Genomic DNA, 13,985 nt, shown 5'->3' with positions numbered 1-13,985 from the left:
TCATGCTTCAGTCTTCCGCCAGGGCAATCGCCTGGCTCTGCATCGTCCTGCCCCTCTTTGCATCCGCATCCGCGCGGGCGGCCGCCGAGGAGGAGAGAATAGACATCGGCGGCTACAAGCTGAACAGCGTCTTCATCCCGGTCTCCGGCAAGGCAAGGCTGCCGCCGATCGTCTTCATTCATGGCGCCAGCGCCAATCTCTATGACCCGATGCTGTCGTTCCGGGAAAAGCTGGAAGGCAAGGTCGATCTGCTGTTCGTCGATCGTCCGGGCCACGGCCGCTCCGACCGCGGCGGTCCTGAGAACGCCTTTCCGGACGGGCAGGCCGACGCGATTGCGGCGTTGATGAAGAAGCGCGGCATCCGGCGGGCGATCATCGTCAGCCATTCCTTCGGCGGTGCCGTTGCGGCCGCTTTTGCGCTCGATCATCCCGATATGGTTGCCGGTCTGGTGTTCCTGTCGCCGGCCGTCTATCCGTGGCCGGGCGGCATTGCCTGGTACTATGACGCCGCGACGGCGCCGCTGACCGGCCCGCTCTTCAGCGCGCTGGTCGTGCCGCCCGTCGGCCTTGCGATGGTCGATGGTGCGACGCGCAGCGTATTTGCGCCGAACCGGCGGCCTCCTGGGTATATCTCGAAGGCGCGAACGCTTCTCGCCCTGCGCCCGGCCGAGTTTCACAACAACGCCGCCGATGTCGCCAACCTGCTTGAATGGACCAAGAAAGCCTCGCCGCGCTACCGGCAGATCAAGGCGCCGACGATCATCATAACCGGCGATACCGATAGCGTCGTTTCGCCGACGATCCACTCGGCGCATCTCGCAAAGGATATCCGAGGGGCGCGGCTGATCGTCGTCCATAACCTCGGCCACAAGTCGGATTACGTCGCAAGCGACCTTGCCGTCGGCGCCATTGAAACGCTGGCTGGCGAGCATCCCAATCTGCGAGGGATCGCGCAGGCGATCGAGGCGCGTATTGCCGGCGACGGCAAGAAATAATCCATGTTTTTCAAACGCGACCAGATGAGTTTCGGCCGATCCGGCATTTTCTGATTTACGTACATCAGAATTGGCGGTAAAGGCTTCGTCAGGAGGAGCGATGAAGCCTACGGTTCACGATATCGCCGCGCATGCGGGGGTCAGCCTTGCGACTGTCGATCGCGTGCTGAACCAGCGCCCGGGCGTGCGCCATGTGACGCGCGAGAAGGTGGAAAACGCCATTCGCGAGATCGGCTATGTCAGGGATGTGGCGGCTGCCAACCTCGCCAAGGGCCGCACCTATCCGCTGGTCTTCATCCTTCCGGCATCCGACAATTCCTTCATGCATGGGCTGACCGGCGAGATCCGCGAGGCCGTTGCCCGCTCTCCAGTCGAGCGTACGCAGATCCAGACGATCGAGGTTCCGGCCTTCGATCCGGCGGCGCTGGTCGAAGCGCTGCGCAAGCTCGCTGCCGAGCGGCCCGCCGGCATTGCGCTTGTGGCGACCGATGCGCCTGAGGTTGCCGAGGCAGTCGATGCCCTGGTGCGCGATGGCATTCCTGTCGTCACCCTAGTTTCCGATCTCACGGGGTCGCTGCGCCACCACTATGCCGGTGTCGACAACATTGCGGCCGGGCGCACGGCGGCTCGCCTGCTTGGCCGTTTCCTCGGTGGCGCCAAGGGAGAGATCGCGGTGCTTGCCGGCTCCATGCTCGTGCGCGACCATCGCGAACGTCTGGAAGGTTTTGCTGCGCTGATGGCGCAGGAGTTTCCGGGCCTCTCCATCCTGCCTGTCATCGAGGGGCGCGACGATCCTGAAATGGCGCATATGCTGGTTTCGGATGCGCTTTCGAAGAATGATCGCATTGTCGGCATATACAGCTTGGGCGCCGGTAATCGCGGTTTGATCAGGGCGCTGAAAGCCAAGGGCGCCGGGCGGCAGGTCACGGTCGTTGCCCATGAACTCACGCCGCATACGCGGGCGGCATTGATCGACGGAACGATTGACGCAGTTCTCAATCAGGATGCCGGTCATGAGGTGCGCAGCGCCATTCGCGTGTTGAAGGCGAAGGCCGACGGGCTTGCCGTCATCGATGCGCAGGAGCGCATCCGCCTCGATATCTTTTTGAAAGACAACCTGCCGTAACGGCAAAGGGAGAACGACATGTATCTGGGTCTCGATCTCGGAACTTCGGGCGTCAAGGCGATGCTCATCGACGGCGATCAGAAGATTATCGGTTCGGCCAACGGATCGCTCGACGTTTCGCGTCCGCATTCCGGATGGTCCGAACAGGATCCGGCGCACTGGATCCGCGCGACCGAAGAAGCGGTTGCCGGTCTGAAGGCCAAGCACCCGAAGGAACTTGCGGCGGTCAGGGGTATCGGCCTTTCCGGCCAGATGCATGGCGCGACCCTGCTCGATGCCGACGACAAGGTGCTGCGGCCCTGCATTCTCTGGAACGATACGCGCAGCTATCATGAAGCCGCCGCGCTCGATGCCGACCCGCGCTTCCGCAAGCTGACCGGCAATATCGTTTTCCCGGGTTTCACCGCACCGAAGCTCGTCTGGGTCGCCAAGAACGAGCCGGAGATCTTCGCCAAGGTCGCCAAGGTTCTGCTGCCGAAGGATTATCTGCGACTGTGGCTGACCGGCGAGCATATTTCCGAGATGTCGGATTCGGCCGGTACGTCCTGGCTTGATACCGGCAAGCGCGCCTGGTCCTCGGAACTTCTGGCCGCAACCGGCCTCGATGAAAAGCAGATGCCGTCGCTTGTCGAAGGCACCGAGCAGGCGGGCAAGCTGCGCGGCGAGCTGTCGTCCAAGTGGGGCATTACTGGTGATGTCGTCGTTGCCGGCGGGGCAGGGGACAATGCGGCTTCGGCCTGCGGCATGGGCACGGTCAGCCACGGTGCGGCCTTCGTTTCGCTCGGCACTTCAGGCGTGCTCTTCGCCGCTAACGGCTCTTACCTGCCGAAGCCGGAAAGCGCCGTCCATGCCTTCTGCCACGCGTTGCCGAACACCTGGCACCAGATGGGCGTCATCCTCTCGGCCACCGATGCGCTGAACTGGCATTCGCATGTGACGGGCAAGTCGGCCGCCGATCTGACCGGCGAACTCGGCGAGACCCTGAAGGCGCCGTCGGGCGTCACCTTCCTTCCCTATCTCTCCGGTGAACGCACACCGCATAACGACGCGGTCATCCGTGGCGCCTTCATCGGCCTCGAGCATGAGAGCAGCCGCGCCGTTCTGACCCAGGCGGTTCTCGAAGGTGTGTCCTTTGCTATCCGCGACAATCTCGAAGCGCTGCGTTCGGCCGGTACCGATATCGCCCGCGTCACCGCGATCGGCGGCGGCTCGCGCTCGCGCTACTGGTTGGCCTCGATCGCCACGGCGCTCGGCGTTCCCGTCGATCTGCCGGCTGACGGCGATTTCGGCGCGGCGTTTGGCGCTGCCCGTCTCGGCCTGATTGCTGCAACCGGTGCGGATCCGGTCGCAGTCTGCACGCCGCCGGAGACGGATGGGACGATCGAGCCGGTTGCCGAGCTGAGCGGCGCTTATGAGGATGCCTACAAGCGCTACCGCGCGCTCTATCCGGCGATCAAGTCGCTGGCGCATTGAGAACCTGAGCCGGCGGCCCCCTCATCCGCCTGCCGGCACCTTCTCCCCGCTGGGGAGAAGGGGATTTGCAACAGCCGCCTCATTTCCCTTCTCCCCTCGGGGAGAAGGTGGCCCGAAGGGTCGGATGAGGGGCCGCACGCTACAACGAACAAGACTGACCAACCCAAGGAGGACCAACATGAGCACCGGATTTTTCGGCGATATTCAGAAGATCAAGTATGAAGGCCCGGAGAGCACCAATCCGCTCGCCTTCCGTCATTACAACAAGGACGAAGTCGTTCTCGGCAAGCGCATGGAAGACCATCTGCGCTTTGCAATCGCCTATTGGCACACCTTCACTTGGCCGGGCGGCGACCCCTTCGGCGGCCAGACCTTCCTGCGCCCGTGGTTCGAGGACACGATGAAGGCTGCGAAGCTGAAGGCTGATGTGGCCTTCGAATTCTTCTCGCTGCTCGACGCGCCCTATTACTGCTTCCACGACGCCGACGTGCGTCCCGAAGGCCAGAACTTTGCCGAAAACACCAAGAACCTGAACGAGATCGTCGATTACTTCGCCGAAAAGCAGGCTGCGACCGGTACCAAGCTGCTCTGGGGTACGGCAAACCTGTTTTCCAACCGCCGCTACATGTCCGGCGCTGCGACCAATCCGGATCCGGATGTCTTCGCTTTCGCTGCGGCAACCGTGAAGACCTGCATCGATGCGACGCAGAAGCTCGGTGGCGAGAACTACGTTCTCTGGGGCGGCCGTGAAGGCTACGAGACGCTGCTCAACACCGACCTGAAGCGCGAGCTCGATCAGCTCGGCCGCTTCCTCAATCTCGTCGTCGAGTATAAGCACAAGATCGGCTTCAAGGGCACGATCCTGATCGAGCCGAAACCGCAGGAGCCGACCAAGCACCAGTACGACTACGACGTCGCGACGGTCTACGGCTTCCTCAAGAAGCACGGCCTCGAAAACGAAGTGAAGCTCAACATCGAGCAGGGCCATGCGATCCTCGCCGGCCATTCCTTCGAGCACGAACTGGCGCTTGCCAATGCGCTCGGCATCTTCGGTTCGATCGACATGAACCGCAATGACTACCAGTCCGGCTGGGATACCGACCAGTTCCCGAACAACGTTCCGGAAATGGCGCTCGCCTATTATCAGGTTCTGCAGGCAGGCGGCTTCACCACCGGCGGCACGAACTTCGACGCGAAGCTGCGCCGTCAGTCGCTCGATCCGGCAGACCTGCTGATCGGCCATATCGGCGGCATGGATTGCTGCGCCCGCGGTCTCAAGGCTGCTGCAAAGATGGTCGAGGACAAGGCTCTCTCGCAGCCGCTCGCAGACCGCTACGCAGGTTGGGATTCGGCCGAAGGGCAGAAGCTCTTCCGCGGCGAGTATTCGCTCGGTGAAATCACCAGCTGGGTCGAAGGCAAGGACGTCAATCCGCAGCCGCGCTCGGGCAAGCAGGAACATCTCGAAAACGTCGTCAACCGTTACGTCTGATCGACGGCTTATCGAAATACAGGCCGGGGAGCGCAAGCTTCCCGGCTTTTTCACGCGTGGATTTTGTCACTGAGGCAGTCCGAAGGCGACGAGCTGCTGGCTGAGGCGGCGGGTGTCGTAAGGTTTGGGGAAGAACACGCCGCGGATCGGCATCTCCACTTCCTGCTCGCGGATATGGCCGGAGGTGATGATGATCTCGATCGGCGGCCAGCGGTCGCGGATCGCTGCGGCCAGCATCATGCCATCCATGCTGCCCGGCATATCGATATCGGTGAAGACGATGCGGATATCGGCCCGTGCCTCCAGGATGCGTACCGCCTCATCCGCATCCGCAGCCTCGATCGCCTCGAAACCGGCCTCCTCGACGAGATCGACTGCCATCATCCGCTGCAGCGGTTCATCTTCGACCACGAGGACAGCAGGCCTTTGGTCTGCATAACCTTCCCTCATGTCATTCGGTCCTTTGCATCTGCGAGAGCGACGCGGACATGCTGACCGAGAAGCCATCGGGGCCGTAGCGGCTTTCCGTTCCGCCGGAGCCGATCAGTCCCATCTTGATCAGTTTGGAGCCGAAGCCCTTTTTGGTCGGTTCGCCGACAGCAGGGCCGCCCTCTTCACGCCAGGTGAGGTGGAAGGTAGCCGCCTCGCCGCGGCCTTCAATGGTCCAGCGCACATAAACTTTGCCGCCTTCGGTGGAGAGCGATCCGTATTTGATGGCGTTGGTCGCCAGTTCGTGCAGCAACAGCGAGAGCGAAAGGGAGCCCTTGGCGCCGAGCGCCAGGCTTGGTCCTTCCATCGAAACCTGCTCGCCGACGCCGAGCGGTTCGACGGCCCGGGCGGCGAGATCGTGGACACTGGCACTCAGCCAGTTATCCTGCAGGAGTATGTCGTGGGCGCTGCTCAGCGCATGCAGCCGCCGCTCGAAATTCTCGACATGCTCGCGTTCGGCCACTGGGCGTAGCGTTTGCGTGGCGATCGCCTGGATCATGGCAAAGGTGTTCTTGAGCCGGTGGTTGATCTCGCGGTTCAAGAGGTCCTGTTCGGCCTCGGCGCGCACCCGGGCAATGGCGATCTGGATACGGTCGCCGAAGCTGCGCACGAAGGACACTTCCTCGCCCGTCCACTCGTAGGGATGATCGTGATGCACGAAGACGACGAGGCTGAAGCGGCCGTGATCGAAGATCGGCACGTTGACGAGCACGCGGATATCGATCGCAAGCAGCTGCTCGGCATTGCCATCGGTGCGCGGATCGTTGCTGACATCCTCGATGATGACGGTTTCGCCGAGTTTCAGATCGTCGATGAAGCTGCCGTAGTCGCGGAAATGGTGGAGGCCGGCAAGCGACGTGACGCCCGGCGCACACCATTCCGGCTGCATCAGTACGGTTTCGCTGCCGGCATCGACGACGCCAAAGCCGGCGCGGCTGGCATCGAGCGCCTTGGCCATCAGATCGGCCGCGGCGATCGCCATCGATTCCACGTCGTCGAGATCGCGCAGCCGGTCGCCGAGATCAAGCAGCGCCTGAACGCGGGCAGCGGCGCGCCGCTCGATGGTCACGTCCTGTACCGTGCCGCGCAGAAGCGCCGGCCGGCCATCCGTCGTTGCCATGAAAGCGGCATGACGCGAGATCCAGCGGGTGCCGCGATGCTCGGTGTTGATACGGTATTCGACATCGAGGGCGGCACTGCCGTCCGCCCGGGTCGATGCGGAGGAGCGGATGCCCTGATCGTCCGGAACGACCATGTCTTCGAAGATCGAGGCCGGGTAGCTGTCGGCCACCGGCACGTCGAAGATGCGGCAGAATTCCGGGGAGACGCGCATCTGGCCGCTGGCAATATCGAGTTCGAACGTGCCGACGCGGCCAGCCTCCTGGGCTGCCATGCTCTGTTGTGCCGTGGAGCGCATCGTCGAGCTAATATGCTTCTGGCGGCGGAAGAGCTCGTCCTTGCGGCTCGATATGCGGCGGGCCTCCAGAAGGGCGGCCACCTGTCGCGACAGGGCCTGGAGGATCTTCAGCTGGTCAGGCGTCAAGCCTTCGGGGCGCGGGACGGTGTCGATGACGCAGAGCGTGCCGATGATCGTGCCGTCGTAGGTGACGAGCGGTGCGCCGGCGTAGAAGCGGATATTGGGTGGCGCGGTGACCAGCGCGTTCGTCCGGGTCCGTTCGTCTTTCGTGAGATCGGGGATGACGAGCGGTTGCGGGCTGGAGAGTGCGTGGGCGCAGACGGATTGATCGATGGGGGTCTCGCAGGCTTCGAAGCCGACCTTTGCCTTGAACCATTGCCTGTCGGCGCCGACAAGGCTGATCAGGGCAACCGGCGTGCGGCAGGCCGAGGAGGCGACGAAGACGATATCGTCGAATTCGGGCTCGGGAGCGGTGTCGAGAATGTCGAATGCCTCGAGCGCCTCAAGGCGTTTCTGCTCCTCGATGACGGCTGGATCGGACGTCGGCGACACTGAATCTATGGGTCCCATGTTCATCTTAGCGATCAATGATGTAGGCGGTCGGTTGATTTTTCCAGCGACGGAAACGCCGATGACCAAAATAAGTCCGGGATAGAATGAAGCTGCCGCAAACGCGGACTTTTCAGCTGAGCTGGACGCCAGCTGCCGGTGCAAACCACAAATCTCAGATTGTGCAGCCGGCGTCCGGCAAGGCAACGGCCTGGGGCGGGAATTGTTCCGCCCGGGTTAGCGTCTTTGCCAGTTTTTCGGCGGCGCGGAGACGGAATTGCGAACGACGAGATCGGGGCGCAGCAGGATTTCCGTTTCGGCCGGCCGGCCATCGCCGAGAAGCTCCAGCAACAGCGCCATCGCCTGCTTGCCGATCGCCGTGCGCGGCTGGCGGATGGTGGTCAGCGACGGGCTCATGAACACGGCCTGCGGCACGTCGTCGAAGCCGGTCACCGAGAAGTCGCGCGGGATATCGTAGCCGCGGGCGTTGAGGCCGATCATCACACCGATCGCCGTCTGGTCGTTGACGCACATGAAGGCAGTCGGCAGCGTATCGCGCATGAAGAGCTGCTCGACGGCGTGGCGGCCGCTCTCGATCGTGCCGTCGCCTTCGAGAACGATCCGCGTTTCCTTCGGCACACCGGCTGCATCGAGCCCAGCCTCGTAACCCTCACGACGGCGGGTATAGGCAAGGCGGGTGCGCGAATCGCCGATGAAGGCGATCTTGCGGTGGCCTTCGGCAAGCAGCAGGTCGACCGCCTTGCGGGCACCCTCGGTATCGTCGACGCCGACATAGGGGATGCCGCCGTTGAAAACCGGTTCGAAGACGCCGACGCTCGGCGGCAACCGCGCCGTCATCGTCTGGTGGCCGAAGGGCAGGATGCCGGTGAAAAGGATCAGGCCGGCCGCCTGGTTCGAGTTGAAGAACTTCAGATATTCGAGGCCGCGCTGGGCGTCGTTCTGGGTGTGGCCGATCAGGATGCCGTAGCCATGGGCCCGGGCTTCGTTCTCCAGGCCGACGAGAATGTTGGAGAAATTCGGGTCACCGATATCGGGTGCCACGACCAGGATCATATTGGAACGGCCAAGCCGCAGGCTGCGTGCCATGGCGTTGGTCGTATAGCCAGTAATGGCGATCGCCTGATTGACCTTCAGCCGCGTCGAGTTCGCAACTTTCTCCGGCGTATGGATCGCACGGGACACAGTCGCGATGGAAACCTCGGCGATCCGGGCGACGTCTTCGATCGTTGCAGGCGTGGAATTCGACACTGGGGGCTCTGCCATGGGGCTGTCTTCGCCGCGACACTACACAGACTTGCTAATCCGTCAAAGCGGGCTTTCGCCAGATTTGTGCATATCCATGATGTAAACCTTTACATGGCCGATGTAAAGGTTTACACAAATGCTCAAGCGGTCGGGAGCCGCAGGGAGGAAATGATGAATCTGGAGACGGCCGAGACCGCACCCGTGGTGCTGTCCGCAAAGCGAATCTGTAAGTCCTTCAATGGGGTACAGGTCCTCTTCAGTGTCAATTTCGACCTCCGCGCCGGTGAAGTTCATGCCCTGATGGGCGAGAATGGTGCCGGAAAATCCACTCTCGTCAAAGTTCTCTCCGGTTTCGAGCAGCCGACCTCCGGCGAAATCCTTCTCGACGGCAAGCCGATCGTGCTGCCGCCGAACGGCGGCGCCGAGGCGCTCGGCATCGTCATCATCCACCAGGAATTCAATCTCGCCGAACATCTGACCGTCACCGAGAGCCTGTTTCTCGGCCGCGAAGTGACGCATTTCGGCATTCTCGACCGGCGCTATATGCGCAAGGAAACGCGTCGCGTGCTCGACATGCTCGGCTCGCATGTCGATGAAGACGCGCTGATCAGCACGCTGTCGATCGCCGACAAGCAGATGGTCGAGATCGCCAAGGCAATCAGCCGTGATGCGCGCGTCGTCTTCATGGACGAGCCGACCGCTGTTCTGTCGCGCGAGGAAACCAACATCCTCTTCGAACAGGTCCGCAAGCTGCGCGACAAAGGCACCAGCTTCGTCTTCGTCTCGCACAAGCTCGATGAAGTCATGGAACTGACCGACCGGGTCACCGTACTGCGCGACGGCCAGTGGGTGAAGACGGCACCGACCTCGATCCTTGACGGCGAGTCGATCGCCCAGCTGATGGTCGGGCGCGAGCTTTCCAGCCTCTATCCGGCGAAGGTCGAGCCGAATGTAGATGAAGAAGTCGTCCTGCGGGTCACCGGCGTTTCGACCGGTTATGTCCAGGATGCGAGCTTCGAAGTGCGCAAGGGCGAAGTGATCGGCTTCTCGGGCCTGATCGGTTCCGGTCGCACGGAGCTGATGGAAGCGATTGCCGGGCTGCGGTCACGCACGGCCGGTGAGGTGGTGATCAAGGGCGATACCATTGCCTCCGGCGACGTTCACGCCGCCAATCGCGCCGGTCTTGCCTATATGACCAAGGACCGCAAGTCGAAGGGACTGCTGCTGCGCTCAAACATGGTCACGAACCTGACGCTGCAATCGCTCGGACAGCATGTGGCGCACGGCTATCTCAGCCCGAACAGCGAGGCTGCCGCGCTTGCCAAGGCGAAGCGCCGCTTCGACATCCGCGTGCGCGATGCCAATATCGTTGCCGGCCGCATGTCCGGCGGCAACCAGCAGAAGCTGCTGCTCGCCAAGGTGATGGAGACCGAGCCCGATATCATCATCATCGACGAGCCGACGCGCGGCATCGATGTCGGCACCAAGCAGCAGATCTATCATTTCATTTCGGCGCTGGCCCGCGATGGCCGGTCGATCATCGTCGTCTCGTCGGAAATGCCTGAGGTCATCGGCCTCTGCACGCGGGTCTGTGTCATGCGCGAGGGGCGCATTGTCGGCGTGCTCGAGGGCGACGAGATCTCGGAACAGGAAATCATGCGCTATGCCGCGGGGCTGAAGAGGAAGGCCGCCTGACAGTTTCAGGCGCCGCATCGCTTCGCGGTTTCAACGATAAGATACCCACAGGGTTTGGGTCGGGAGGTTGGTTTTGACTACTGATATCAACGAGGAGACCAGGCAGATCCGGCGCCGCTCCTGGCGGGATGTCGATCTGCGCGCAGTGGCGCCGTTCGCAGCCTTGATCCTGCTTTTGATCGTCGGCGCGCTCGTCAACCCGAACTTCATCGGCATCACCAATCTCGCCAATGTCGCGACCCGCTGTGCGTTCATCGCCATCATCGCGGTTGGCGCAACCTTCGTCATTTCGGCGGGCGATCTCGATCTCTCGGTCGGCTCGATGGTGGCTTTCGTCGCCAGCCTGATGATCCTGCTGCTCAATTCGGGCGTGATCGCCGACCCGACCATGATGCTCGTCGTCGCCGTCGTCTTCGCGATCGTTGCCGGTGCGCTCTGTGGTCTTGCAAACGGCCTTATCACCACGGTCGGCAAGATCGAACCGTTCATCGCGACGCTCGGCACCATGGGCATCTATCGTGGCCTGACCACCTGGCTGTCGCAGGGCGGCGCCATCACGCTGCGCTCGCCGGAGATCCAGACGCTCTACCGTCCGGCATATTTCGGCAGCATTCTCGGCGTGCCGGTTCCGATCGTCGTGATCCTCGCGGTTACCGCCGTTGCCGCCTTCATTCTCTATCGCACGCGCTATGGCCGCCATGTCGTCGCCGTCGGTTCGAACAGCGATGTGGCGCGCTATTCCGGCATTGCCGTCAATCGCGTTCGCACTATCGCCTTCGTCATCCAGGGTCTCTGCGTGGCGATTGCCGTGCTGCTCTACGTGCCGCGTCTCGGCTCGACCTCTGCGACAACAGGCATCCTCTGGGAGCTGCAGGCGATCACGGCCGTCGTCGTCGGCGGCACGGCGCTGAAGGGCGGGGCAGGGCGCGTCTGGGGCACGATCTGCGGTGCCTTCATTCTTGAGCTCGTCGGCAACATCATGCTGCTGTCGAACTTCATCAGCGAATATCTCATCGGTGCGATCCAGGGTGCGATCATCATCATCGCCATGCTGGTGCAGCGCTCTCTGGTCCGGAAGGGATAACGGACCTCAACAGGAATTGGCCGGGCTCACAGGGCGTCCGGTTCACGGGTAGGAAAGTCCCTGAAGTTATGTTGGGAGGAGAATAGCATGCGCAAACTCATGTTGGGTCTTGCCGTTGCGGCCGTCGCTGTGGCGGGTTCCGCATACGCACAGGACAAGAAGTTCACCATCGGCGTGTCCATTCCGGCCGCTGACCATGGCTGGACCTCTGGTGTGGTCTTCCATGCCGAACGTGTCGCCAAGAAGCTGATGGAAGAACATCCGGGCCTGAACGTCATCGTCAAGACCTCGCCGGATGCCGCAAGCCAGGCAAACGCCGTGCAGGACCTCGATACGCAGGGTATCGACGCCCTCGTCATCCTGCCGTCGGATCCGGATCCGCTGGTCAACGCCATCAAGGAAGTCAAGGGCAAGGGCAAGTATGTCGCTCTCGTCGACCGTGCACCGTCCACCAACGACGACTCGGTTCGTGACCTCTACGTTGCCGGTAACAACCCGGCGCTCGGCGAAGTCGCCGGCAAGTACATTGCCGCTCAGACGCCGGATGCACAGGTCGTCGTTATCCGCGGTCTGCCGATCCCGATCGATCAGCAGCGCCAGGACGGCTTCGATAAGGGCATTGCGGGCTCCAACGTCAAGGTTCTCGACCGCCAGTACGGCAACTGGAACCGCGACGACGCCTTCAAGGTCATGCAGGACTACCTGACGAAGTACCAGAAGATCGACGTCGTATGGTGCCAGGACGACGACATGGCTGTCGGCGTTCTCCAGGCCATCGAGCAGGCCAAGCGCACCGACATCAAGTATGTCGTCGCCGGTGCAGGCTCCAAGGACATGATCAAGAAGGTCATGGACGGCGACAAGATGATCCCGGTCGACGTTCTCTATCCGCCGGCAATGGTCGGTACGGCTATGGAACTGACGGCTGCCGGTCTCTACGACCAGGTACCGGTTCGCGGCACCTTCGTTCTTGATGCGACGCTCGTCACCAAGGACAATGCCAAGGACTTCTACTTCCCGGATTCTCCGTTCTGATCATTCGTATCGGATGCGCCCATTCGAAAGGATGGGCGCATTTTTCATGTCTTCAGGTTGCATGCGGACGAATTTGCGGCACGTACCTCTTGCAGCTGCCGGTGAGGCGTGTTTAGTTCGCCTACCGTTTGACTTCCGGCTTTCCAGCCACATCTGCCGCAAGTGCGTGGAGGCGCCTTGCTTCCGCCAAAAGCGTGTTGAAGACTACCATAAACGTTTACGGTCGCTAATCAGGGAGGATTTCTGACATGAAGACGATCAAGGGGCCAGGCCTGTTCCTCGGCCAGTTCGCAGGCGATACCGCGCCTTTCAACTCATGGGATGCAATCACCAAATGGGCGGCCGACATCGGCTACAAGGGCGTGCAGGTTCCGACCTGGGCAAGCCAGCTCATCGACCTGAAGAAGGCCGCAAGTTCCAAGGATTATTGCGACGAGTTCGCCGGCAAGGCGCGTGAAAACGGCGTCGAGATCACCGAGCTTTCAACACACCTGCAGGGCCAGCTCGTTGCCGTTCATCCGGCTTATGACGAAGCCTTCGACGGCTTTGCGGCACCCGAAGTGCGCGGCAATCCGAAGGCACGTCAGGAATGGGCTGTCGAGCAGGTCAAGATGGCGCTGACGGCGTCGAAGCATCTCGGCATCAAGGCGCATGCGACCTTCTCGGGCGCGCTCGCCTGGCCGTTCATCTATCCCTGGCCGCAGCGCCCGGCCGGTCTCGTCGAGACCGCCTTCGACGAGCTCGCCAAGCGCTGGACGCCGATCCTCAACCACGCCGAAGATTGCGGCGTCGACGTCTGCTACGAAATCCATCCGGGGGAAGACCTGCATGACGGCGTCACCTTCGAGATGTTCTTGGAGCGCGTGAAGAACCATCCGCGCGCCAACATGCTCTATGACCCGTCGCACTATGTCCTGCAGTGCCTGGATTATCTCGACAACATCGACATCTACAAAGACCGCATCAAGATGTTCCACGTCAAGGATGCCGAGTTCAACCCGACCGGCCGCCAAGGCGTCTATGGCGGCTATCAGGGCTGGGTCGAGCGCGCCGGCCGCTTCCGCTCGCTCGGCGACGGCCAGGTCGATTTCGGCGCCGTCTTCTCGAAGATGACCGCCAACAATTTCGACGGCTGGGCCGTGGTCGAATGGGAATGCGCGCTGAAGCATCCAGAAGACGGTGCCCGTGAAGGCGCCGAATTCGTCAAGGCGCATATCATCCGCGTCACCGAGAAGGCGTTCGACGACTTCGCCGGCAGCGGCACCGACCAGGCAGCCAACCGGCGCATGCTGGGGATTTAATTTTTCTCCCCTTCTCCCCCGCGGGGAGAAGGTGGCCCGTAGGGTCGGATGAGGGGGCCAGTGACG

11 protein-coding genes are annotated in these 13,985 nt (G+C 62.2%); 8 read left to right on the top strand and 3 right to left on the bottom strand.

All coding sequences use genetic code 11. The features are described from left to right. Positions 1–2 precede the first annotated feature (2 nt). From ACODR6_RS25900 to xylA, 4 genes are all read left to right on the top strand, one after another. A complete protein-coding gene (locus tag ACODR6_RS25900; protein ID WP_489025173.1) occupies positions 3–995 on the top strand; it encodes an alpha/beta fold hydrolase in 993 nt (330 codons plus the stop codon). A gap of 100 nt (positions 996–1,095) precedes the next feature. Next, positions 1,096–2,121 carry a LacI family DNA-binding transcriptional regulator gene (locus ACODR6_RS25895; protein ID WP_489025171.1) on the top strand — a complete coding sequence of 342 codons (1,026 nt, stop codon included), beginning with the start codon at positions 1,096–1,098 and terminating at the stop codon, positions 2,119–2,121. 18 nt (positions 2,122–2,139) lie between these two features. Next, positions 2,140–3,594 carry a xylulokinase gene (xylB, locus tag ACODR6_RS25890; protein ID WP_489025169.1) on the top strand — a complete coding sequence of 485 codons (1,455 nt, stop codon included), beginning with the start codon at positions 2,140–2,142 and terminating at the stop codon, positions 3,592–3,594. A gap of 178 nt (positions 3,595–3,772) precedes the next feature. Continuing rightward, positions 3,773–5,083, top strand: a complete 1,311-nt coding sequence (gene xylA / locus ACODR6_RS25885) for a xylose isomerase (RefSeq protein ID WP_130282251.1) — start codon at positions 3,773–3,775, stop codon at positions 5,081–5,083. Positions 5,084–5,149: 66 nt separating this feature from the next. Here xylA and ACODR6_RS25880 read toward each other — a convergent pair whose 3' ends face one another. The 3 genes from ACODR6_RS25880 to ACODR6_RS25870 all read right to left on the bottom strand — a co-directional run bounded on the left by ACODR6_RS25880 (position 5,150) and on the right by ACODR6_RS25870 (position 8,807). Further along, a complete protein-coding gene (locus tag ACODR6_RS25880) occupies positions 5,150–5,533 on the bottom strand; it encodes a response regulator (protein ID WP_489025168.1) in 384 nt (127 codons plus the stop codon). A 1-nt stretch (position 5,534) separates the two neighbouring features. After that, positions 5,535–7,559, bottom strand: coding sequence for a GAF domain-containing protein (locus tag ACODR6_RS25875; protein WP_489025166.1), 2,025 nt, complete (start codon positions 7,557–7,559; stop codon positions 5,535–5,537). 216 nt (positions 7,560–7,775) lie between these two features. Then, positions 7,776–8,807 carry a LacI family DNA-binding transcriptional regulator gene (locus ACODR6_RS25870; protein WP_112719763.1) on the bottom strand — a complete coding sequence of 344 codons (1,032 nt, stop codon included), beginning with the start codon at positions 8,805–8,807 and terminating at the stop codon, positions 7,776–7,778. Between the two features lie 168 nt (positions 8,808–8,975). Between ACODR6_RS25870 and ACODR6_RS25865 the strand changes: the two genes are divergently transcribed. The 4 genes from ACODR6_RS25865 (at position 8,976) to ACODR6_RS25850 (ending at position 13,919) form a co-directional block, all read left to right on the top strand. Then, positions 8,976–10,499: a sugar ABC transporter ATP-binding protein gene (locus ACODR6_RS25865; RefSeq protein WP_489025164.1), complete on the top strand. Its 1,524-nt coding sequence runs from the start codon at positions 8,976–8,978 to the stop codon at positions 10,497–10,499. Positions 10,500–10,572: 73 nt separating this feature from the next. After that, positions 10,573–11,583, top strand: coding sequence for an ABC transporter permease (locus ACODR6_RS25860; protein ID WP_203427975.1), 1,011 nt, complete (start codon positions 10,573–10,575; stop codon positions 11,581–11,583). A gap of 87 nt (positions 11,584–11,670) precedes the next feature. After that, a complete protein-coding gene (locus tag ACODR6_RS25855) occupies positions 11,671–12,618 on the top strand; it encodes a substrate-binding domain-containing protein (protein WP_112385616.1) in 948 nt (315 codons plus the stop codon). A gap of 248 nt (positions 12,619–12,866) precedes the next feature. Further along, the gene (locus ACODR6_RS25850) at positions 12,867–13,919 is read left to right on the top strand and encodes a sugar phosphate isomerase/epimerase family protein (protein ID WP_489025162.1); all 1,053 of its coding nucleotides are present in this window, start codon (positions 12,867–12,869) and stop codon (positions 13,917–13,919) included. Positions 13,920–13,985 lie beyond the last annotated feature (66 nt).

The sequence above is a fragment of the Rhizobium sp. FG96 genome (assembly GCF_057808655.1).
The sequence above is the reverse complement of the archived record's forward strand: the minus strand, read 5'-3'. Positions and strand labels throughout refer to the sequence as shown.

Coding starts and splice junctions, on each gene's coding strand:
- ACODR6_RS25900 (WP_489025173.1), top strand. CDS start 3: ATGCTTCAGTCTTCCGCCAGGGCAATCGCCTGGCTCTGCATCGTCCTG.
- ACODR6_RS25895 (WP_489025171.1), top strand. CDS start 1,096: ATGAAGCCTACGGTTCACGATATCGCCGCGCATGCGGGGGTCAGCCTT.
- xylB (WP_489025169.1), top strand. CDS start 2,140: ATGTATCTGGGTCTCGATCTCGGAACTTCGGGCGTCAAGGCGATGCTC.
- xylA (WP_130282251.1), top strand. CDS start 3,773: ATGAGCACCGGATTTTTCGGCGATATTCAGAAGATCAAGTATGAAGGC.
- ACODR6_RS25880 (WP_489025168.1), bottom strand. CDS start 5,533: ATGAGGGAAGGTTATGCAGACCAAAGGCCTGCTGTCCTCGTGGTCGAA.
- ACODR6_RS25875 (WP_489025166.1), bottom strand. CDS start 7,559: ATGGGACCCATAGATTCAGTGTCGCCGACGTCCGATCCAGCCGTCATC.
- ACODR6_RS25865 (WP_489025164.1), top strand. CDS start 8,976: ATGAATCTGGAGACGGCCGAGACCGCACCCGTGGTGCTGTCCGCAAAG.
- ACODR6_RS25855 (WP_112385616.1), top strand. CDS start 11,671: ATGCGCAAACTCATGTTGGGTCTTGCCGTTGCGGCCGTCGCTGTGGCG.
- ACODR6_RS25850 (WP_489025162.1), top strand. CDS start 12,867: ATGAAGACGATCAAGGGGCCAGGCCTGTTCCTCGGCCAGTTCGCAGGC.